This is a genomic window from Halomonas sp. BMC6 (assembly GCF_964204995.1).
GTDB lineage: Bacteria > Pseudomonadota > Gammaproteobacteria > Pseudomonadales > Halomonadaceae > Vreelandella.
The window spans coordinates 2,046,126-2,066,510 of sequence record NZ_CAXNSH010000001.1 but is presented as its reverse complement, the minus strand read 5'-3'; the positions used below and the strand labels follow the sequence as shown (position 1 = coordinate 2,066,510).

Below are 20,385 nucleotides of genomic sequence, written 5' to 3'. Positions count from 1 at the left end.
TAACCATAGCATCGTTGAAGGTGTCAGCGTACGTCACCATGACTGGTGAGCTCGGCACGACATTCGCTCCATAGTCGACTGAAATCTTGTTCCAACGCGGCGTAATCTTCGCGCAACCAAGGGACGAGCTCGGCCAAGCGATTAGCGCCTGATAGCCGCTGCCCAATCCCCGATACCGCGCGGCACGTAAAGTCGAAATCCGCATAGCGGCGTAGCCAGTCCTGCTCGATCAGGATCGGCATCATCGTCGACAGGCGCTGTGGTGCGGGCCAAGCAGTCAGTAGACGATAGCAGCGCTCGACCAAGGCGTGTTGCTCTGTGCCTGCATGCTGGCGGGCAATAAAGTGGTCCCAAACGATATCCAGGGCAATACCCGCGTAACGCCGTTGCATCTTCGGGGCGCGCCGCTTGGCCAACAGGACACTAGGGTGCTGATCTACCCAGGCATCGACCCGTCGATGATGGCGAATACCGCTTGCGACGCTGGGCGACCACGCCGAGAGATCACTGCCCTTCACCCCATCGGCGATCAAGTTACCGTACAAAAAACCATCGTTTCCTGGCTGTGCCAGCCATGCGTGGGCCAGAAAATTCATGGTAAAGCCCCCCGACGGCGCCTTCGTCCGTTCACGAGCGGTCTGCGGACTGCGCCCGATGAATGTCGAGTAAATAGGGCTCTTTGGCAGGCGGCATTTGCAGGTAAAAGCCCTGCTCGTCAATGGCCGCCATGACATCCGCCGCCTTGACGCGGGCAAGCGTCTTGTCCTCGGTCAGGATCATGGTCAGCACAGGCACCGGCTTACCAAAGGTGTCCATCAGCGCATCCGGCACGCTCTCTATGCCCTTACGCTTGTCCACGTACAGGTACATTTCGTCTTTGCGTGAGCTTTTGAAAATCTCACAAAGTAACTTGTCGCTCATAAAGAGGCCTCCTCGAGCGCTTGGTGAATCGCCTGGGTGAGGCAGTGGCCACGCCAGCCGCCGAGCTCCGTCAGCGGCTGCTCGGCGAGCCGCTGCATCACGAGCACTTCGATATCCCGGCGTCGCAGCAACATTTCCGGGGCAATATTCAACGCGGACGCCTGTTCGGTCACGACCCCTTTGATGGCCTTGAAGCGGCGCTTGAACGCAGGCTGCATGGGGTCCGGCCAGCGCGCAGGCAAGTCACTCTCAGGGCAGAGTTGCGCCTGCTTAACGAGGGCCAGCAAGGCGTCGCCCTCTTTCTTGACCAGCGGCGGTTTGACACCCTCGACCTCGGCCAACTCATAGCGGTTTTTCGGCATCTTTTCCGCCACGGCAAACAGCAGCTTATCGCTCACTAACCAGTTACGCGGCAGGTCGCGGCGGCGCGTTTCGCCTTCGCGCCAGATGGTCATCAACCGGTACGCTTCGAGCTGGCGGGGCGACAGCCGCCACAGCTGACGCTGGCGAGTATACCACTGACCATCGCTTTCGACGCTGCGACCAGCCTGTTCGATCAGGCTTGCGCATTCACTCTCCAGCCAGTCACGACGCCCCAATGCGTCAAGCTGTTCCGCTTGACGCTGCCACACTTTGAGCAAGTAAATCACATCGAGGGCGGCGTATTCACATTGAGAGGGCGTCAACGGACGTTCCAACCAATTGGAGCGCGTCTCTTCCTTGGGAAGCGTTTCTCCCATCCAATGTTCGACCAGCTTTTGGTAGCCCATCCCCGGGTTTTCACCCAAAAAGGCCTGCGCTACTTGGGTGTCTACCAGCGGCGTGGGCAGCACGCCTGCCCAGTGCTGGAACACCTCCAAATCTTCACTGCAGGCATGCAGTAGTTTCACCGCGCTATTTTGCAACAGCGCTTTGAACGATGCCGTACAGGGGGTGGCGAGCGGATCGACCAAATAGGCGACGTCATCGCTGGCGAACTGGATCAGCGCAGGTACCGGGAAGAAGGTATTCTCGCGGAAAAACTCGGTATCGAGGGCAATGACGCGGGCACCGGCCACCTTTTCGCAGGCGGCGTCCAATGCCTCGGCATTATCAATCCATTGATATAAAGAAGAGCTTGAAGAGGACAAAGCAGTTTTCCGGGTTGGCACAACCGCATCAGCGCTTGCGTTTCTTATCAGTGTTAGTCGCCAGCAAAGGGTTGGCGACCGTTAAAGGCGCGGCTAAGCGTGCCGCCATCGACATACTCCAGCTCGCCGCCCATGGGGACACCGTAGGCGAGGCGCGAGAAAGAGACACCGTAATGCGCGAGCTGTGAAGCGATGTAGTGGGCCGTGGCCTCGCCCTCTACAGTGGGGTTGGTGGCCAATACCACTTCACGGACGGTGCCCTCTGCGACGATGCCTTCGAGCACATCGAGGCCGATGGCCTCGGGTCCGATACCGTCGAGCGGCGAAAGATGGCCATGCAGCACGAAATAGCGACCTTGGAAACCGCCGGCCTCTTCGACCGCTAGCTGGTCTGCGGGGGATTCGACGACGCAGAGCAAAGCGTCGTCTCGGCGCGGACTCTCACACAGCGCACAGATCTCTGCCTCGGTCAGCGTTCGACAGCGTTGGCAGTAACCGACCTCTTCAATCGCCTGCTGGATCACCGCTGCCAGACGCTGGCCGCCTGGGCGCTCGCGCTCTAACAAATGCATGGCCATGCGTTGGGCCGTTTTCGGCCCAACGCCTGGCAGCACGCGAAACGCGTCCATCAATTGCTCGACAAGCGGGGAAAATCGCATGATTTAGAAGGGCATCTTATAGCCGGGTGGCAGGTTCAGGCCAGCCGTTGCTTCTTCCATCTTCGCCTTGGAATTGGCCTCCACCTTGCGAACGGCGTCGTTGACGGCGGCCGCTAACAGGTCTTCCAGTAGCTCTTTATCTTCTTCCAGTACGCTCGGATCGATGGTGACATCGCTGACGTCATGGCGACCGTTCATGGTGATCTTGACCATGCCAGCGCCCGCTTCGCCATGCACTTCCGCTTTGGCGACTTCTTCCTGCACGCGCTGCATCTTTTCCTGCATCTCTTGGGCTTGCTTCATGATGTTGCCCATTCCGCCTTTGAACATGCGGTGTTCTCCTCAAATATTGAAACGAATATTGGGTCGCCGTTGGCCGTTACGAACGCGACGCTGGCGTGGGTTTGACACTGGACTCAATTAGCGTAGCCCCAAACGCCTGCTGTAACTTCTGAATATTGGGGTCGTGATGCAATAGATCAACCGCCTGTGCGTGACGCTCCTGCTGCTGACGCTCTTCCTGCTGACGGGGCGTCTCGAGCGCTGTATCTAGCTCGGCCACACTGAACTGAACGTTTCTCGCCATGCCCAGGGCCTTGAGCGCTCGCTCGATTCGACCGTTATGCACATCGGCTTGCATGGCCGATTGGCTGGGATCGAGTCGCAGTATCACGGTCTGCCCATCATCGCTCTGCAGTTGACAGTGCGCGGCCAAATTCCGCGTTAGGCCACCCAAACCCAGCGCGTCAAAATGGGCTAACCATGCCGCATGGTCCCAACGGCCATGCTCGGACACGGAGTCGGCACTGGGCGTCATCGCTGTCGAAGGGGGAGCTGGAGGCTCTGGCTCTGGCTCTGGCTCTGGCTCTGGCTCTGGCTCTGGCTCTGGCTCTGGCTCTGGCTCTGGCTCTGGCTCTGGCTCTGGCGAGAGGGTAGCGGCACTTTCTACGTCTTCAAGCGACCAGGGCGGCGGCGCTTCACTGCTGAGCTCTGGCCGATGCTGCTCAGCCACCTCGACGTGCGAATCGTTGGGTGACGTGGCGGCCTGCACCTCAGCGGGCGCTGGAGGCTCGTCCTCGGCGGCTACGGGTACAGGCTCAGGCTTTTTTGCGCTTGACTCATCCACCGAGTCAACGGTGTCGGTCGCGGCGTCGGCTGGCACGCTTGCCTCGGCGGCGGGTTCGCGGCGCAGAGGTAGCGGCGTTGCCGGCGGTTTCGGCACACCCTGGGGGCGGAACGCCAGCATACGCAACAGCGTCATTTCCAAGGCACTGCGCAAATCCGGGGCATGCACCATATCGCCACGCCCTTGAATACCAATCTGGTAATAGAGTTGGATGTCCTCGGCGGTAAACCGGCTGGCCAACTGCTGAATCTGCGCCCGATCTCCATGGCTGTTGTCCACTGCATCGGGCACCATCTGCGCGACGGCCAAGCGGTGGAGGATGGCCGTCAACTCATCCAGCACGGCAGCAAAATCCGGCCCCTGCTCGGCCAGCTGAGCCACTTCCGCCAACAGCTTCTGCACATCCACGTCCGCCAGCGCATCGACGAGCGCGAGCACATGGCGATGGTCTAGCGTGCCGAGCATGGCAGCCACATCGGCATGGCGAACGGCGCCTTGGCCAAACGCAATGGCTTGGTCGGTCAGACTCATGGCATCGCGCATGGAGCCCTCGGCGGCTTTGCCCAGTAGCCACAGCGCGCTCTCGTCGTAATCGACGCCCTCCTGCCCCAGCACGTAGGTCAAATGCTCGACGACACGCTCAGGCGGCATATGCTTGAGCGTAAACTGCAGACAGCGGGATAGAACGGTTGCAGGGAGTTTCTGCGGGTCGGTCGTCGCCAGCAAGAACTTGACGTGGGGCGGGGGTTCTTCCAGCGTTTTCAGCAGCGCGTTGAAGCTGCTGGTGGACAGCATGTGTACCTCGTCGATGAGATACACTTTATAGCGCCCTTGTGTAGGCGCGTACTGGACATTATCGAGCAGCTCGCGGGTGTCTTCCACTTTGGTACGCGAGGCAGCATCGACTTCGATCAGGTCGACGAAGCGCCCCTCGTCGATGGCTTGGCAGCTATCACACTGACCACAGGGGGTCGAGGTGATGCCTTCGTCGCCGCGCCCATTCGCCGTGCAGTTGAGGCACTTCGCCAAAATCCGCGCCAAGGTGGTTTTGCCGACTCCTCGCGTGCCGGTAAAGAGATAGGCATGGTGCAAACGGCCCTGATCAAGGGCATTGACCAGGGCGCGTTGAACATGGGCCTGGCCCACGAGCTCGTGGAATGTACGTGGCCGCCACTTGCGGGCCAGAACCTGATAGCTCATTGAGCAAAACTTCCTTTGGCGGGCTGACTATCGATGCGACGCGGCCCATCGTGAGCCGCGTTTGCTAAGAGTAAGCGCTTAGTGATTGCGCACCATTCTAGCGGCTGCACCGCAGCCCGCCAACCGCCCGGCGATGCTCAGGCGACTTGTGGCGTCACGCTTACGCGTTTTCGCCACCTTCAGCGGCCGCAGCACGCTGAGCGGCTTCTTTCACCAGCTTTTCCAGCTCGCCGTTTTGGTGCATCTCCATCACGATATCGCAGCCGCCCACCAACTCGCCTTCGACCCACAGCTGAGGGAAGGTCGGCCAGTTGGCAATTTTCGGCAGTTCTGCGCGGATATCCGGGTTGTCCAGAACGTTGACGAAGGCGAAGCGCTCGCCACAGCTCATCAATGCCTGGACGGTTTGAGCAGAGAAACCACACTGGGGCAGCTGAGGCGTGCCTTTCATGTAGATCAGAATGGGGTTTTCGCTGATTTGACGCTGAATATTTTCGGCAGTGGTGCTCATGATGTGCTCCTAACAAGTGATGTGATCCAAGCCAGTCTACGCAATTCGTCCACTGGCTTTAACCCCATGGCTAGCATTGCAAGGTATGGCGGCCAACGCCAATACCTGAGCAAACTACTCGGCCTTAACGCGTGGCCGCCATTCTACGCATGCTGCTCGCGTTGCGCATCCCCCGCCGCATCGCTAGGATGGTGTTTTTGCGCGGAGAGCAGTCATCATGGCGACACGCCATTTCCTTACCCTGCTGGATTTATCCCCAGATGAGCTGGCTTACCTGATCCAGCGTGCCATCAAGATCAAAACGGACTTGAAAGCCAACGGCCCCGTTTATACGCCCCTGCCTAATCGCACGCTGGCGATGATCTTTGAAAAATCCTCCACGCGCACCCGTGTCTCTTTCGAGACAGGGATGGCGCAGTTTGGCGGCCATGCACTGTTTCTCTCTCCTCGCGATACGCAGCTGGGTCGCGGCGAGCCGATCGAAGATACCGCTCGTGTGCTGTCTGAAATGGTCGACGCCGTGATGATTCGTACGTTCTCCCATGAAGGTTTGGAAACGTACGCCAGCGCCAGCAGCGTGCCAGTGATCAACGCGCTCAGCGACGACTATCACCCCTGCCAACTGCTGGCAGACGTGATGACCTGGACCGAGCTTCGTGGCAGCGTGAAAGGACGTACGGCCGTATGGGTGGGCGATGGCAACAACATGTGCCACTCCTGGATCAACGCCGCTCGCCAGTTCGGCTTCCATTTGCGGGTATGTTGCCCGAAAGGATACGAGCCACGCGCTGACATCATGGAAGCGGCTGGCGACTGCGTCACGCTACTCCACGACCCCAAAGACGCTGCCAAAGACGCTGACCTCATCACCACCGACGTGTGGGCATCGATGGGCCAAGAGGCAGAACAAGCCAAGCGCGAAGCGGACTTCGCTGGATTCCAAGTCACCGAAGCCATGCTCGATACTGCCAAACCCGACGCTCTCTTCCTGCACTGTCTGCCAGCCCACCGCGGCGAAGAGATCAGCCACACGCTGCTGGACGACCCGAGGGCGGTGGTTTGGCAGGAAGCCGGGAACCGCTTACACGCCCAAAAGGCATTAATCGAGTTTTTGCTGCTCGGCAAAGTCGACGCGTAGCACTCCCCCACCCTGCCATGCAGGGTGGGGGCTTCGCATAAAAAACGAACACAAAAAAAACGCCGCGTCGTGTATAACGCGGCGTTTTAGAATTTGGTGGAGCCTAGCGGGATCGAACCGCTGACCTCAACACTGCCAGTGTTGCGCTCTCCCAGCTGAGCTAAGGCCCCACGAACTGCAGTAGCCTGCAGCGGGGCGAATAGTAAGTGACAATCTTTACGAGGTCAAGGTTTAAAGTAAACAAGCATCAACTAATTCTCCTTTGCCAAGAGCTGTGGCACTCTATGGATTCGCAGCGTGCGTATCGCCCGAGCCAACGATGATTACCTGCAGGAGCCAGACCCTTGATCAACGTTTTAATTGCCGATGATCACCACCTGGTGAGAACTAGTATTGCTCACCTGCTCAATGAAGAGTGCGATATCAAAATCGTCGGTGAGGTCGATGACGGTGAAAGCGCCGTCACCCAGTGCCGCCAGTTAAAGCCCGACATCGTACTCATGGACATTCGCATGCCAGGAATCGGTGGACTCGAAGCCACACGGCGCATTCACCGCACCTTGGCCGATGTCAAAGTCATCATTCTCACTGCGCATTTGGAAGATAGCGTACTACGACGGATGCTCGAGGCCGGCGCCTCAGGTTTTCTCAGCAAAGGGGCCGATGCCGTCGAGATGACCGAAGCCATCCGTCAAGTCTTTCATGGCCGCCGCTATGTCAGCCAAGAGATTGCCCAGCGCCTCGCCTTGGCGCACTTCACCGACGAAGACAACCCTTTCAGCCACCTTTCACATCGCGAGTTACAAATCGCGCTGATGATCGTCAACTGCCAACGCGTTCAAGACATTTCCGACCGCTTGCACTTGAGCCCGAAGACCGTAAACACATACCGCTATCGCCTGTTTGACAAGCTACAGGTCGCGACGGACGTCGAGCTCACTCACTTGGCATTACGCCATGGACTGGTCGAGGGCTTTGACGCCATCTTGGGATAGACCTACCATCGCCTCTTCTGATGTTTGAGAGCGCCGATGCCCAGCCATGACTTTTGATGCCAAGCAGTTTTTAAGCTCCGTCAGCTCTTCGCCGGGCGTTTATCGTATGATGGACGAGGAGCAAAACACGCTTTACGTGGGCAAGGCGAAGCGCCTGAAAGCGCGGCTGGCAAGCTACTTCCGTGGCCAGCTCAACGCTAAAACTCAGGCCATGGTGGCGCGTATTGCCGACATCCAAATCACCGTTACCCGCAGCGAAACCGAAGCCCTATTGCTCGAACAGACGCTGATCAAAGAGCTTCGCCCGCCGTACAACATTCTGCTGCGTGACGACAAGTCCTACCCCTTCGTGTTCGTCACTGACCGCCACCCCTACCCTGCCCTTGAGTACAAGCGCGCACGTCAGCGGCGTGACGATGGCCGCTATCTAGGCCCCTACCCAAGCAGCGGCGCGGTCAAAGAGAGCCTCACACTGATGCAGAAAATCTTCCGCATCCGTAACTGCGAGGACAGCGTTTTCCCCCACCGCTCTCGCCCCTGTTTGCAGTACCAAATCCAGCGCTGCAGCGCTCCTTGTGTCGACTATATCTCCGAGGAGGAGTACCGGCGGGATGTAGAGCATGCCGTGATGTGCCTTGAGGGTAAGAGCGAGCACGTTACGCAGTTACTGACCCAAGAGATGGAGACCGCCAGCCAAGCGCTCGACTTCGAAGAAGCCGCCCGCCTACGCGACCAAATCCAGCAGTTGCGCCAGCTTCAGCAGCGCCAGTTCGTCGATAATGAAAGCGGCGACGCCGATGTGTTTGCCTTGGCCCAGCGACCTGGCGCGCTCGGCATCTCCATTCTGAGCGTGCGCGATGGCCGCCTTCTAGGCGCCCGGCACCATACGCCGAAAAACGATCTCGACCTACCGCCAGACATGCTACTGACCGAAGTGGTCAGCCAGTACTATTTCGGGCAACCCCATAACGTCCCTGGCGAAGTCATTACCAGCCATCCGCTGGAGGATAGCGCGCTGATTGCAGAGGCTCTATCTCAACAGGCGGGCAAAAAAGTCAGAGTCGCCAGCCAAGTCCGCGGGCACCGCGCCCAGTGGCAGCATTTGGCCATGACCAACGCCGAGCAGCAGCTCGCGTCGCAGTTAGCCAACAAGACTCAGTTGACGCAACGCTTCGAAGCGTTGCAAAACGCCCTCGGCCTCGAACACGTGCCAGAACGCCTGGAGTGCTTCGATATCAGCCACAGTCAAGGCGAGGCGACGGTGGCTTCGTGCGTCGTCTTCGACCATCAAGGCCCACGCAAAAGCGACTATCGCCATTTTCGCATTGAGGGCGTTGCCGCCGGTGATGACTACGCGGCCATGCAGCAAGCACTCACCCGGCGGTTGAAACGGGTCAAAAGTGGCGAAGCCGTGGCGCCCGATATCCTCATCGTGGACGGCGGCAAAGGGCAGCTCAACATGGCACGCGGCGTGCTGAACGATTTGGCGGTCACCAATATCGTGCTTCTGGGCGTTGCCAAAGGCACTACCCGCAAAGCAGGGCTGGAAACGCTTTTTCTCGAGAGTAGCGACAACCCGCTGCCAATGGATCCAGCGTCGCCAGCGCTGCATTTGATTCAGCACATTCGCGACGAGTCGCATCGCTTTGCCATTGCAGGGCACCGAGCCGCACGAGACAAAGCGAGACGCACCTCTACCTTGCAAGACATTCCAGGCATCGGCCCCAAACGACGGCGTGAACTTTTGCGCTTCTTCGGCGGCCTACAGGGCGTACAAAAGGCGAGCCGCGATGAACTGGCCAGGGTACCCGGCATCAACGCCTCGCTCGCAGAAGCCATTTATACGGCATTGAACGGATAAACTTGTTCTTAACATGGATGCAATGCGCTAAGGGGGATAGAATAACCCGCACATTACACTCCGACTTTCATGATTCTCCGGCAAGGATCGCGCCCTGCGATGAATATACCCAACATACTAACACTGGCAAGAATCGTCTTTATTCCACTACTGGTCGTGCTTTTCTATCTACCGTTTAGTTGGAGCATGCCAGTGGCTGCGGGCTTGTTTGCCCTTGCCTCCGTGACGGACTGGCTGGACGGCTACCTCGCCCGTCGCTGGAATCAATCTACGCCCTTCGGCGCCTTCTTGGATCCCGTGGCGGATAAACTGATGGTCGCCGTGGCCCTTGCCCTGCTTATCGAGCGCTTCGATACGTTAGTCCTTACGCTTCCCGCTCTGGTCATCATCGGGCGTGAAATCGTCATTTCGGCGCTGCGCGAGTGGATGGCCGAAATGGGCAAACGTGGCATGGTTGCTGTCTCCTGGATCGGTAAACTGAAAACCACGCTACAGATGATCGCCATTTTGGTGCTTTTGGCTTTCCCACCGGGGCACCAGATTGCCCTCTTAGGCGTTGTCGTTCTGTACGTCGCCGCCGCGCTGACGCTGTGGTCCATGGCCCAGTACCTAAAGGCCGCTTGGCCACACCTGAGCCGCTCCATGTGAGCGGCTTGATTCAGAGTCGCAAAGTAGCTCTTTGAACCCATTGATAAATTGATTGTTTGACAAGCGCGTGGCGATGCGTATAATTCGCCCTCGAGTCGAGCGGGAATAGCTCAGTGGTAGAGCATCGCCTTGCCAAGGCGAGGGTCGAGAGTTCGAATCTCTTTTCCCGCTCCAATTTGGTTGATACCAATGACTTGTTAGGCTGGATGGCAGAGTGGTTATGCAGCGGACTGCAACTCCGTGTACGCCGGTTCGATTCCGACTCCAGCCTCCATTTTCAGTGTAGCGATGGCTTTCATGGCACCGATACACTGCCCGGATGGCGAAATTGGTAGACGCAAGAGACTTAAAATCTCTCGGAGGTAACTCCGTGCCGGTTCAAGTCCGGCTCCGGGCACCATTGATGACTCACTCGAAATAATGAATAGATGACGCTGCGAGATGTTTACATCGACGCGGCTTTTTTTGTGTCTATTCTCCCCTCACTGCCTACCAACCCGCTGATTTTTTTGCGCAAACGCATCGCTTGGGCTATGTCGTCACGCTATGATGCCTCTTCTTACTCTATTCGTGATTGGAAGGAGCGGGCCGAATGAGCACGCTAACATCTGACATCGTGATTATTGGTGGCGGCGTCGCTGGACTGACCTTAGCGTTAGAAGTTGCTGATCATTTGTCAGTTACCCTGGTTCGCCCTGCCCAGGATGACCAAGGCGCCAGTCGCTGGGCACAAGGGGGCATCGCTGCCGTACTATCACCAGATGACCGCTTGGACGATCACATAAAGGACACGCTGATTGCCGGTGACGGCCTGTGTGACGAAGACGCCGTTCGCTTCACCGTGACGCACGGGCCGAATGCGATTCAGTGGCTCATCGACAACGGCGTGCCGTTTACTCCCGACCCCGATCCGAATGCCCGCTACCCCTATCACCTCACCCGTGAAGGCGGACACAATGCCCGTCGTATCATTCACGCCGACGATGCGACGGGCCGCGCCGTCGTCGACACCCTGGTGAGCAAGGTCGCGGCGCACCCTCGCATCACTCAGCGTAGTGACATCACCATTGTGAACTTGCTTCAGGATGCTGACGGCCGCTGCATTGGCGCCCAAGGCGTGGACAGCGCCCAACGGGTACAACGGCTTTTCGCCCACCGGACGATACTAGCGACCGGCGGAGCCAGCGGGCTCTATCGTCATACGACAACGCCCTCGCCCAGTAGCGGCGAAGGAATGATGATGGCCGCAGAGCTTGGTGCAACGCTATGCAATCTGGAGTTCCAGCAGTTCCACCCAACCTGCCTCTTCGACCCCGATGGCCCCGCCTTTCTCATCAGCGAAGCCGTGCGCGGCGAAGGGGGACACCTGCTCAATGAAGCAGGCCACCGCTTCATGCCCGACCTGGATGCCCGCGCCGAGTTAGCACCAAGAGACGTGGTGGCCCGAGCCATCGATGCGCAAATTCAACGGGGCACACTCGGGCACGTTTGGCTAGATATTCGCCACTTGGGTGAAGCCGCCATACGCCATCACTTCCCAACGATTTTGGCCCACTGCGCCACTCGAGGGATCGACATCATTCGTCAACCGATCCCCGTCGTGCCAGCCGCCCACTATAGCTGCGGCGGCGTTGCCACGAACCATGTGGGGGCCACGCAGGTCGCCAATCTCTATGCGATTGGCGAAACCGCCTACACCGGCTTACACGGCGCCAACCGAATGGCTAGCAATTCGCTACTCGAATGCTTGGTATACGCACGCAGCTGTGCGCAGCACTTATGCGCTTCTTTATCACACCCGCCCAAGACACTGCCGACAGACGTCGGAAAGGCGACTCTTCTACGCCCTGACGCTCCTCTAAACACTCACCAACTACTGGAGTGGCGGCGCGCGATGCGTGGCATCATGAGCCAATACGTCTCCATCGTCAGAAGCGATCATGGGCTGGCGGCCGCCAATGAAGCACTGGCCGCACTAACGAAGGAGTGGGAAACGAGCGACTCAACGAAGAACCACCCGGAGAGCGTGCGTTTCAAGCAGGCACTGACGCTGGCCAAAATGACGGTCATGGCTGCCGCACAGCGCCACGAATCGCGAGGATTGCACTACTCGACCGACTGGCCCAACCGTGCCGTGGATACACGCCCCTCGCAATTAACACTGGATCAGTTGGACTGACGCCTCAGCGACCCGGCCGATGAAAACAGCGGCGCAGCGCGCGTTGATTGGCAGTCGCCGAAGAGTCGGGCCACACCCACAGGCGCTGGGAACCGATGCGCAGACCCACCAGCCAGGGTCCTAAATAGTCGCAGCTGACACCCAGCACCACCCCTGCCTCTCCTGTGCTCTGCAGCCAACTACCTTCCCACTGACCGCCACGCTGAACCAAACGAAGCTCACCGCTCGGCTGGGCTCGATACGCCTTGATGGTCAGCCAGACACCGGCGGCGAGCACCATTGCACCTAGCCAAACGCCTAACGTCCACGCGGCGAGTAACACCAAGCCCGTCACCAGGGCGCTTTGTACGCCCATAGCCATTTTAGAGCGTGCGATATGCAGCGTTGTCGGTGGTTTCAGCATGTTCAACGATCATCTGCACGAGGTGGCGCAGCGCCGGATCTTCAGGCCACTCACGGTGCATCAACCACACGAACAAATCTTGATCCTCCTCGTCGATCAACCGCTGGTAAGTCTGTTGCTCCTGCTCGCTCAGCGTATCGAAGCGTTGCTCCAAAAAAGGGATCAACAGCAGATCCAGCTCCCACATACCGCGCCGGGAGTGCCAATAAAGCCGCTTTCGCAGAACGGCAGCAGGGGAAGTATCGTCGCTCAACGTTAGCCTCTCCGAGTAAATGAAATGAAAAGCCAGTATACCGAAGCTGTTGGGTCGCGCCAGCGCCGAGCATCGCCTATGCTGTTATTCAGCTTCGTACTTACTTACCTAGTACCTTGTTTTATCTGAATTGTTTTATGCGGTTATGCGCAGTATGCTGATTTCGAAGTTATCGAGGTCGCATGCGCGTTACGGCCTTTAAAGTTCGCAGGGAGCCAACCGATGACCAAATCTGAACTAATCGAACAAATTGCGATGCGTCAACCGGAGCTATCCGCCAAAGAAGTCGAAACGGCGGTGCGTATTATTTTAGATGATATGACCGATGCGCTCGCCAACGGAGGGCGAGTGGAGATCCGTGGTTTTGGTAGTTTCTCACTCCACTATCGCGAGCCACGCACGGGGCGTAACCCCAAAACCGGTGATCCGGTCGACCTGGACGGCAAGTACGTGCCGCACTTCAAACCGGGTAAGGAGCTGCGTGAGCAAGTCGATGCCAGCCGTGCGCTAGGCTATTAAGCGTCCGAATAGCGCTATCCGACCTTCTGCGGGATGACGCCACGCCCAGACTCAGACACAATAGCAGCATCGTGAACGTCACTGACTAGGAAACTCTCATGCGTTGGATCAAAGGGCTGATTCTGGCCGTTATTTTATTGGTAGTGCTGCTGGTCGGCATTCTGTTTGCCGTCAATAACCAGCAGGCGATTCCCTTGAACCTGATCTGGGCCGAGCTGCCCGCCGTATCGCTGTCCGTGTGGTTGCTGGCCACGTTAGCGGTCGGCGTCATCGTGGGCATGTTGGCCATGCTGGGCGTTTACGTGCGCCTGAAGGCGCAGCTTGCTCGCAGCGAGCGTCACAACAAGCAGCAGCGTAAAGAGCTCGATCGTTTACGTACCCAGGGGTTTAAGGAACTGGCGTAAATGCAGGATGCGGTGCTGCTAGGCGTTCTCTTGGCAGCCATAGCCATCGGCTTTGGCCTGGGGATACGCTATGCCCACCGCCGCCCTCAGCGCCCCGCTCGCCCTCCGGGTCTCTCTCGAGAGTATTTCGTCGGGCTCAACTACTTATTGAACGAGCAGCCCGACGAAGCCATCAAGACCTTCATCCATGCATTGGATGTCAACAGCGATACCGTCGATACCCACATTGCCTTGGGTAAACTGTTTCGTTCACGGGGTGAAGCGGACAAAGCCGTGAGCATCCATCAGAACCTGCTCGCCCGCCCCGCCCTCTCGACCACGACCAACGAAACCATTCAGCTCGAACTCGCACGTGATTTTATCGCCCTAGGCGTGCATGACAGAGCGCAACGATTACTGCGCACTCTGCTGGAACACACCCATCATGAAGGGCTGCGCCTAGAGGCCAAACGGCTGTTGATCGACCTCCTCGAACGGGAAAAAGAGTGGCAGGACGCGTTAGAGGTCGTCCAGCCACTGATGAAACAGCAACCGGCCATGCGTCGCCCCGCTTCTCACTGGCTGTGCGAACTTGCGCAGCAAGAGATCGACCAGTCCAGCCGCGCACTTGCGCGTAAACACCTCAAGAAAGCACTACAGTTGGATGAACGCTGTGTGCGTGCCACCCTGATGCTGGCCGAGCTGGAGATGGATAATGGCCACTACGCCAAAGCCATCGAGCGGCTCGACCACATTCCACAGCAGGACATTGCCCACATTCCGACCATGCTGCCCGCGCTGCAGCGTGCTTACACTCGCAACGATGACCTGCCCGGCCTGGAAACCCATCTGTACAAACTGCTAGGGGAAGCCCCCTATACCAGCGTCATCGTGGCGTTGGGAGCCCTAGTGCATCAACGAGAAGGAGTGGACAGTGCCATCGAACGCACCGGTGAATGGCTGGGCGAGGCACCGAGTTTGGGCGGGCTAGATTACCTGGTGGACCTTTACCTCGAGAGTGAACGACTCGCGGGTAAAGACACACCGGATACGCGACTGTTGCTACTGAAGCACCACACTCACGCCCTGCTGACCGGCAGGCCTCGCCACCGATGCCGACGCTGCGGTTTCAGCAGCGACAGCCTGGCATGGCAATGCCCGAGCTGTCGCCGCTGGGGAACGATCAAACCGATCACTGGCGTCGAGGGCGAATAATCACACGCCGGCAAGCTCTGCCTCGATGGCTGCCAGCGCGGCCATGGGGTCTTCGGCCTGCGTCACCGGACGCCCTACTACCAAGTGAGTGCTGCCCGCCTGCATCGCGTCAGCGGGTGTCATGATGCGCTGCTGGTCGTTCGCCGCGGCAAAGCGTGGCCGAATGCCAGGGGTGACTTTCAAAAAAGCGTTGCCACACTGCGCCTGAATGTGCGCCGCCTCTTGTGCCGAACAGACCACTCCGTCCAAGCCACTCTGCTGCGTCAGGGTGGCCAGTCGCATGACCTGCTCGGCGAGGCTTGCCGTAACGCCGGCCTCTGCCAAGTCCTCCGACTGCATACTGGTCAACACCGTGACCGCAATCAGATGCGTGGTGAGCCGATGGTCGGCAAGCCGCTTGGCGGCCGCTTCCATCATTTTGCGCCCACCCGAAGCGTGTACGTTCACCATCCACACGCCCTGCTCCGCCGCCGCTTGTACGGCACTGGCTACCGTGTTTGGAATGTCATGAAATTTCAGGTCCAGAAACACCTCAAAGCCGCGACCATGAAGCGCTTCCAGCACGGCTGGGCCACTCCGGGTAAATAGCTCTTTACCGACTTTGACGCGGCAACGGGCCGGGTCGAGTTGGTCGGCCATGCAGAGCGCCGCATCGAGTGAAGGGTAATCCAAGGCAATAATCAGGGGGGAATCGGTGGGCACGCGCTTACTCCGTGTTCGTGAACGCTGGTGGACAACGACGTCTTTGACGGGTGATACGCGCTAAGTGTACCAGTCTCACTAAGGGAGCTGTGTAAGCGATTCGCCATCTTCCCGTAGCAAAAGACTTACAAATGCTATCGTTGATCGCTTACAGCGCTTACGTTTTGAAAAGATTAAGTTCATTAAGGCGGCGACCATGAAGGTGACCGCGTTTACTCGCCATCACGTTGAGCACGTGGCTGGCTCCGAAGCACCAAAAAAGGGACATGAATCATGCCAACAACCGTCAAACGCTTTGTTATCGCACTGCTCATCAGCCTAAGCCTGGGCTTGTCCAGTGCCACGTTAGCGCAAACCGTTGCCCTCATTAACGTCAATAGCGCCGATGAAGAGCTGTTGACCGAACTACCGGGTATCGGCCCCAGCCGCGCCGCCGCCATCATTGAAGAGCGCGAAACCAACGGTGCTTTCACCGACGCCGATGATCTGACTCGCGTCAATGGCATTGGGCCTGCCACGGTGGATCGCATGCGCGATCAGGTCACGTTCGACGAGTAACGCGAGCCATCGCCGTGCTCTGCCGCCGCTTGGCACTAGCCAGCGGCGGCAGAATGCCTCCACCGATCAGAGGGTATCGCTGGGGATACGGACCTCACCCTCCATCAATACCCGGGCACTGCGGCTCATCAGCGCCTGATCGATCTGCCAACGCCCATCGACCAAACTGGCTTTCGCCCCAACCCGCAGTGATCCAGACGGATGCCCAAACGTCACCGCGTCATGCTCGACGCTTCCTGCGGCCATATTCACCAACGTGCCTTGAATCGCCGCTGCTGCGCCAATCGCCACTGCCGCCGTGCCCATCATGGCATGGTGTAGCTTGCCCATGGAGAGCGCCCGCACGACAAGGTCAATATCGTCCGCATGGACGGCTTTACCACTCGACGCCGTATAACTGGCCGGGGGGCCTACAAACGCCACTTTAGGGGTGTGCTGACGGCTGGCGGCCTCTTCCACATGGTTAATCAGCCCCATGCGGACGGCCCCATGGGCGCGAATCGTCTCAAACATTGCCAGCGCCTTGGCATCTCCATTGATCGCTTCTTGAAGCTCACATCCGGTATAACCCAACGCCTCGGCATTGACGAACACCGTTGGGATTCCGGCGTTAATCAACGTTGCTTTCAGGACACCAACGCCCGGCACCTCTAGGTCATCGACCACGTTGCCAGTGGGGAAAATCGCGCCCTCGCCGTCGGCAGGGTCCATAAACGCGACGGGGATTTCTGCCGCCGGAAAGGTGACGCCATCCAACTCAAAATCGCCGGTCTCTTGTACCTCACCATCGGTCATAGGCACTTGGGCAACAATGGTTTTCTGAATATTGACCTGCCAAATACGCACTTCCGCGATGCCGTTGTGCGGCACCTTGGCAGGGTCAACTAAGCCGTTGGCGATAGCATAAGGCCCTACCGCCGCGGATAGATTGCCGCAGTTACCGCTCCAGTCCACAAAGGGCTTATCGATAGAGACTTGACCGAACAGGTAATCCACATCGTGATCGGGCGAGTCACTCTTCGAGAGAATCACCGTTTTGCTGGTGCTGGACGTAGCGCCCCCCATGCCATCAATTTGTTTTTCATAAGGGTCGGGGCTGCCTATCACCCGCAGCAGCAGCTTATCCCGCGCCTCACCCGGCACCTGAGCGGCGGAGGGTAGGTCGCTCAGGGTAAAAAAAACGCCCTTACTGGTACCGCCCCGCATATAGGTGGCGGGAATACGGATTTGTGCTTTATGAGCCATGACGCACCTCTTAAACAATAGCCTGGCAACTGCCAGGCTATTCGCTATCCATCACACCCTTACCATCGCGCGGTAGCCACTAGGCAACGGAGGATTCCAAAAAGTCTTGAGCAAACCGCTGCAGCACGCCACCGGCTGAATAGATGGTCACTTCTTCAGCCGTATCCAATCGGCAAACCACCGGCACGCGCTCGGTGCTGCCGCTAGTGCGGTGGATGACCAGCGTGAGCATGGCGCGGGGTTCAGGCGTGCCTTCCACATCGAAGACCTCCGTGCCGTCCAGCTCAAGGGTTTTCCGCGTGGTGCCCTCCTCGAACTGCAGGGGCATGACGCCCATACCGATCAGGTTCGTGCGGTGGATGCGCTCAAAGCCTTCGGCGACAATGGCTTCCACTCCTGCGAGCGCGACGCCTTTGGCGGCCCAGTCACGGGACGAGCCTTGGCCATAATCCGCTCCGGCAATAATGATCAGCGGCTGCTTACGGGCCATGTAGGTCTCGATGGCTTCCCACATGCGGGTCACCTTGCCCTCCGGCTCGATCCGCGCCAGCGACCCCTGCAGCACCTTGCCCTGCTCGTCGTGGACCATTTCGTTGAACAGTTTCGGATTCGCCAGGGTGGCCCGCTGGGCGGTCAGGTGATCCCCGCGGTGGGTGGCGTAGGAGTTAAAGTCCTCCTCCGGCAGGCCCATCTTGTGCAGGTACTCCCCCGCCGCGCTATCGAGCATGATGGCATTGGAAGGCGAAAGGTGGTCGGTGGTGATGTTGTCCGGCAGAATCGCCAGCGGGCGCATGCCCTTCAGCCCGCGCTCTTTCGCCATATTGCCTTCCCAATAGGGCGGGCGGCGAATGTAGGTACTCTGGGGTCGCCATTCATACAGCGGGCTTACCTGCGTACGCGCACTTTTATCCAGATCGAACATCGGGATGTAGGTTTGGCGGAACTGCTCGGGCTTCACCGCCGACTTCACGATAGCATCGATTTCACTATCGTCGGGCCAGATGTCCTTAAGCGTGACCGGATTGCCCTGCGTGTCATACCCCAGCACGTCTTTTTCGATATCAAAGCGGATGGTACCCGCAATGGCATACGCCACGACCAGCGGCGGTGAGGCCAAAAACGCCTGCTTGGCGTAGGGGTGAATACGCCCATCGAAGTTACGGTTACCGGAAAGTACCGCCGTGGCGTACAGGTCGCGGTCAATGATTTCTTGCTGAATGTGCGGCTCCAGCGCACCAGACATCCCGTTACAGGTGGTACAGGCGTAGGCCACCACCCCAAAGCCAAGATTCTCTAACTCGTCCATCAAGTGCGCTTCTTCTAAATACATCTTGACGGTTTTCGAGCCAGGGGCCAGCGACGACTTCACCCACGGTTTACGGGTCAACCCTAATCGGTTGGCGTTGCGAGCAATCAGCCCCGCCGCCACCATATTGCGCGGGTTGGACGTATTGGTGCAGCTGGTGATGGCGGCAATAATCACCGCGCCATCCGGCATTTTGCCTGCCTGCTCATCGGCCCGGGCTTTATCCAAGTCGATGGCGATACCCCGCTTGGCCAGCTCGGACGTAGGCAGGTGGGCATGAGGGTTAGAAGGGCCAGCCAACGTACGCGCCACGCTTGAGAGATCAAACGTTAGCACTCGCTCGTAGTAGGCACTCTTGAGATCATCTGCCCACAGCCCAGTATGCTTAGCGTAGGCTTCCACCAGCGCGACTTGCTCATCTTCACGACCAGTGAGCTTGAGATACTCAATGGTTTGGTTATCGATGTAGAACATCGCTGCCGTGGCACCATACTCCGGCGTCATGTTGGAAATCGTGGCGCGGTCGCCCACGGTCAGCGCGTCCGCCCCTTCGCCGTAGAACTCTAAGTAAGCGCCCACTACCCGCTCTTTACGCAGAAACTCGGTAATCGCCAGCACCATATCCGTGCCGGTAATCCCCGGCTGCAGTTTGCCGGTAAGTTCAACTCCGACAATATCCGGCAGGCGCATCATGGAGGCGCGGCCCAGCATGACGCTCTCCGCTTCCAAGCCGCCGACCCCCACGGAGATTACCCCTAATGCATCCACCATCGGCGTATGGCTATCGGTGCCCACGCAGGTGTCCGGGTAGGCGATACGCATACCCTGCTCATCGGGGCGGCACTGCACCACGGGGGACATCTTTTCCAGGTTGATCTGGTGCATGATGCCGTTGCCGGGGGGAATCACATCGACGTTTTCAAACGCCAGCTTGGTCCAGTTAATAAAGTGGAATCTGTCATCGTTACGACGATCCTCCACTTGGCGGTTTTTCTCGAAGGCATCCTTCTCAAAACCCGCATGTTCGACGGCCAACGAGTGGTCGACGATCAGCTGAGTGGGCACTACCGGGTTGACCTTGGCCGGGTCACCGCCTTTATTAGCAATGGCATCACGCAGGCCAGCTAAATCTACCAGTGCGGTCTGACCAAGAATGTCGTGACATACCACTCGCGCCGGGTACCAGGGAAAATCTAAATCCTGCTTGCGCTCAATGAGCTGTTTTAGCGCATCAGTGAGCAGCTCAGGGTCACAGCGACGTACCAGCTGTTCGGCCAATACGCGCGAGGTGTAGGGCAGTTTGGCATAGGCGCCGTGCTGGATATCCTCGACCGCTTGGCGTGCATCGAAGAACTCTACCGGCTCGCCCTCTACCAGAACGCCCGGTAGCGGCTTGCGATAATTCGTGTTCATAACGCCTCTCACTTAGTCAC

General features: G+C 58.5%; 21 protein-coding genes and 4 tRNA genes. 12 read left to right on the top strand and 13 right to left on the bottom strand.

All coding sequences use genetic code 11. The features are described from left to right. Positions 1–23: 23 nt before the first annotated feature. The 7 genes from AB6K10_RS09985 to grxD all read right to left on the bottom strand — a co-directional run bounded on the left by AB6K10_RS09985 (position 24) and on the right by grxD (position 5,547). Positions 24–596 carry an ACP phosphodiesterase gene (locus AB6K10_RS09985; RefSeq protein WP_339118606.1) on the bottom strand — a complete coding sequence of 191 codons (573 nt, stop codon included), beginning with the start codon at positions 594–596 and terminating at the stop codon, positions 24–26. Between the two features lie 31 nt (positions 597–627). Continuing rightward, entirely contained in the window at positions 628–921 is a 294-nt protein-coding gene (locus AB6K10_RS09980) for a YcgL domain-containing protein (protein ID WP_253017318.1), read from the bottom strand. Next, entirely contained in the window at positions 918–2,051 is a 1,134-nt protein-coding gene (rnd, locus tag AB6K10_RS09975) for a ribonuclease D (RefSeq protein ID WP_159341719.1), read from the bottom strand. The genes AB6K10_RS09980 and rnd overlap by 4 nt, the downstream gene beginning before the upstream one ends. A gap of 53 nt (positions 2,052–2,104) precedes the next feature. Beyond that, complete coding sequence (gene recR / locus AB6K10_RS09970) at positions 2,105–2,710, bottom strand: recombination mediator RecR (RefSeq protein WP_159341718.1); 606 nt, start codon at positions 2,708–2,710, stop codon at positions 2,105–2,107. A 3-nt stretch (positions 2,711–2,713) separates the two neighbouring features. After that, positions 2,714–3,040, bottom strand: coding sequence for a YbaB/EbfC family nucleoid-associated protein (locus tag AB6K10_RS09965; RefSeq protein ID WP_339118605.1), 327 nt, complete (start codon positions 3,038–3,040; stop codon positions 2,714–2,716). A 49-nt stretch (positions 3,041–3,089) separates the two neighbouring features. Beyond that, positions 3,090–5,036 carry a DNA polymerase III subunit gamma/tau gene (gene dnaX / locus AB6K10_RS09960; RefSeq protein WP_339118604.1) on the bottom strand — a complete coding sequence of 649 codons (1,947 nt, stop codon included), beginning with the start codon at positions 5,034–5,036 and terminating at the stop codon, positions 3,090–3,092. A gap of 160 nt (positions 5,037–5,196) precedes the next feature. After that, positions 5,197–5,547, bottom strand: a complete 351-nt coding sequence (gene grxD / locus AB6K10_RS09955) for a Grx4 family monothiol glutaredoxin (protein ID WP_159341716.1) — start codon at positions 5,545–5,547, stop codon at positions 5,197–5,199. A 217-nt stretch (positions 5,548–5,764) separates the two neighbouring features. Between grxD and argF the strand changes: the two genes are divergently transcribed. Then, positions 5,765–6,685, top strand: a complete 921-nt coding sequence (argF, locus tag AB6K10_RS09950) for an ornithine carbamoyltransferase (RefSeq protein WP_159341715.1) — start codon at positions 5,765–5,767, stop codon at positions 6,683–6,685. 94 nt (positions 6,686–6,779) lie between these two features. Here the strand turns inward: argF and AB6K10_RS09945 are convergent. After that, positions 6,780–6,855: transfer RNA gene (locus tag AB6K10_RS09945), tRNA-Ala, on the bottom strand. A 174-nt stretch (positions 6,856–7,029) separates the two neighbouring features. Here AB6K10_RS09945 and uvrY point away from each other — a divergent pair. From uvrY to nadB, 7 genes are all read left to right on the top strand, one after another. Continuing rightward, on the top strand, positions 7,030–7,680 hold the full coding sequence (uvrY, locus tag AB6K10_RS09940; protein WP_139525612.1) for a UvrY/SirA/GacA family response regulator transcription factor: 651 nt from the start codon (positions 7,030–7,032) through the stop codon (positions 7,678–7,680). Positions 7,681–7,726: 46 nt separating this feature from the next. Beyond that, the gene (gene uvrC / locus AB6K10_RS09935; RefSeq protein WP_339118603.1) at positions 7,727–9,541 is read left to right on the top strand and encodes an excinuclease ABC subunit UvrC; all 1,815 of its coding nucleotides are present in this window, start codon (positions 7,727–7,729) and stop codon (positions 9,539–9,541) included. A 99-nt stretch (positions 9,542–9,640) separates the two neighbouring features. After that, positions 9,641–10,189, top strand: a complete 549-nt coding sequence (gene pgsA / locus AB6K10_RS09930) for a CDP-diacylglycerol--glycerol-3-phosphate 3-phosphatidyltransferase (RefSeq protein ID WP_339118602.1) — start codon at positions 9,641–9,643, stop codon at positions 10,187–10,189. Between the two features lie 99 nt (positions 10,190–10,288). Continuing rightward, positions 10,289–10,363 (top strand) — tRNA-Gly (locus tag AB6K10_RS09925). A 26-nt stretch (positions 10,364–10,389) separates the two neighbouring features. Next, a tRNA-Cys gene (locus AB6K10_RS09920) sits at positions 10,390–10,463 on the top strand. 39 nt (positions 10,464–10,502) lie between these two features. Continuing rightward, positions 10,503–10,589, top strand: a tRNA-Leu gene (locus AB6K10_RS09915). Between the two features lie 192 nt (positions 10,590–10,781). After that, complete coding sequence (gene nadB / locus AB6K10_RS09910) at positions 10,782–12,368, top strand: L-aspartate oxidase (protein WP_339118601.1); 1,587 nt, start codon at positions 10,782–10,784, stop codon at positions 12,366–12,368. A gap of 4 nt (positions 12,369–12,372) precedes the next feature. Here nadB and AB6K10_RS09905 read toward each other — a convergent pair whose 3' ends face one another. Beyond that, the gene (locus tag AB6K10_RS09905) at positions 12,373–12,771 is read right to left on the bottom strand and encodes a hypothetical protein (RefSeq protein ID WP_339118600.1); all 399 of its coding nucleotides are present in this window, start codon (positions 12,769–12,771) and stop codon (positions 12,373–12,375) included. Continuing rightward, positions 12,731–13,024, bottom strand: a complete 294-nt coding sequence (locus tag AB6K10_RS09900; protein ID WP_159341711.1) for a succinate dehydrogenase assembly factor 2 — start codon at positions 13,022–13,024, stop codon at positions 12,731–12,733. The genes AB6K10_RS09905 and AB6K10_RS09900 overlap by 41 nt, the downstream gene beginning before the upstream one ends. 222 nt (positions 13,025–13,246) lie before the next feature. On the opposite strand from AB6K10_RS09900, the gene AB6K10_RS09895 reads away from it, so the two are divergent. The 3 genes from AB6K10_RS09895 to lapB all read left to right on the top strand — a co-directional run bounded on the left by AB6K10_RS09895 (position 13,247) and on the right by lapB (position 15,141). After that, positions 13,247–13,543 (top strand): integration host factor subunit beta, encoded by a 297-nt coding sequence (locus AB6K10_RS09895; RefSeq protein WP_139525607.1) that lies wholly within the window; start codon positions 13,247–13,249, stop codon positions 13,541–13,543. 98 nt (positions 13,544–13,641) lie between these two features. Beyond that, entirely contained in the window at positions 13,642–13,947 is a 306-nt protein-coding gene (locus AB6K10_RS09890) for a lipopolysaccharide assembly protein LapA domain-containing protein (protein WP_159341710.1), read from the top strand. Further along, positions 13,948–15,141, top strand: a complete 1,194-nt coding sequence (lapB, locus tag AB6K10_RS09885; protein ID WP_159341709.1) for a lipopolysaccharide assembly protein LapB — start codon at positions 13,948–13,950, stop codon at positions 15,139–15,141. On the opposite strand, the gene pyrF is transcribed toward lapB, so the two are convergent. After that, positions 15,142–15,843: an orotidine-5'-phosphate decarboxylase gene (pyrF, locus tag AB6K10_RS09880; RefSeq protein WP_253017304.1), complete on the bottom strand. Its 702-nt coding sequence runs from the start codon at positions 15,841–15,843 to the stop codon at positions 15,142–15,144. 273 nt (positions 15,844–16,116) lie between these two features. Between pyrF and AB6K10_RS09875 the strand changes: the two genes are divergently transcribed. Further along, positions 16,117–16,401, top strand: coding sequence for a ComEA family DNA-binding protein (locus tag AB6K10_RS09875; RefSeq protein WP_339118599.1), 285 nt, complete (start codon positions 16,117–16,119; stop codon positions 16,399–16,401). 66 nt (positions 16,402–16,467) lie between these two features. Here AB6K10_RS09875 and prpF read toward each other — a convergent pair whose 3' ends face one another. Both prpF and acnD read right to left on the bottom strand, forming a co-directional pair. After that, positions 16,468–17,646, bottom strand: coding sequence for a 2-methylaconitate cis-trans isomerase PrpF (prpF, locus tag AB6K10_RS09870; protein WP_339118598.1), 1,179 nt, complete (start codon positions 17,644–17,646; stop codon positions 16,468–16,470). Between the two features lie 79 nt (positions 17,647–17,725). Continuing rightward, a complete protein-coding gene (gene acnD / locus AB6K10_RS09865; protein WP_339118597.1) occupies positions 17,726–20,365 on the bottom strand; it encodes a Fe/S-dependent 2-methylisocitrate dehydratase AcnD in 2,640 nt (879 codons plus the stop codon). Positions 20,366–20,385 lie beyond the last annotated feature (20 nt).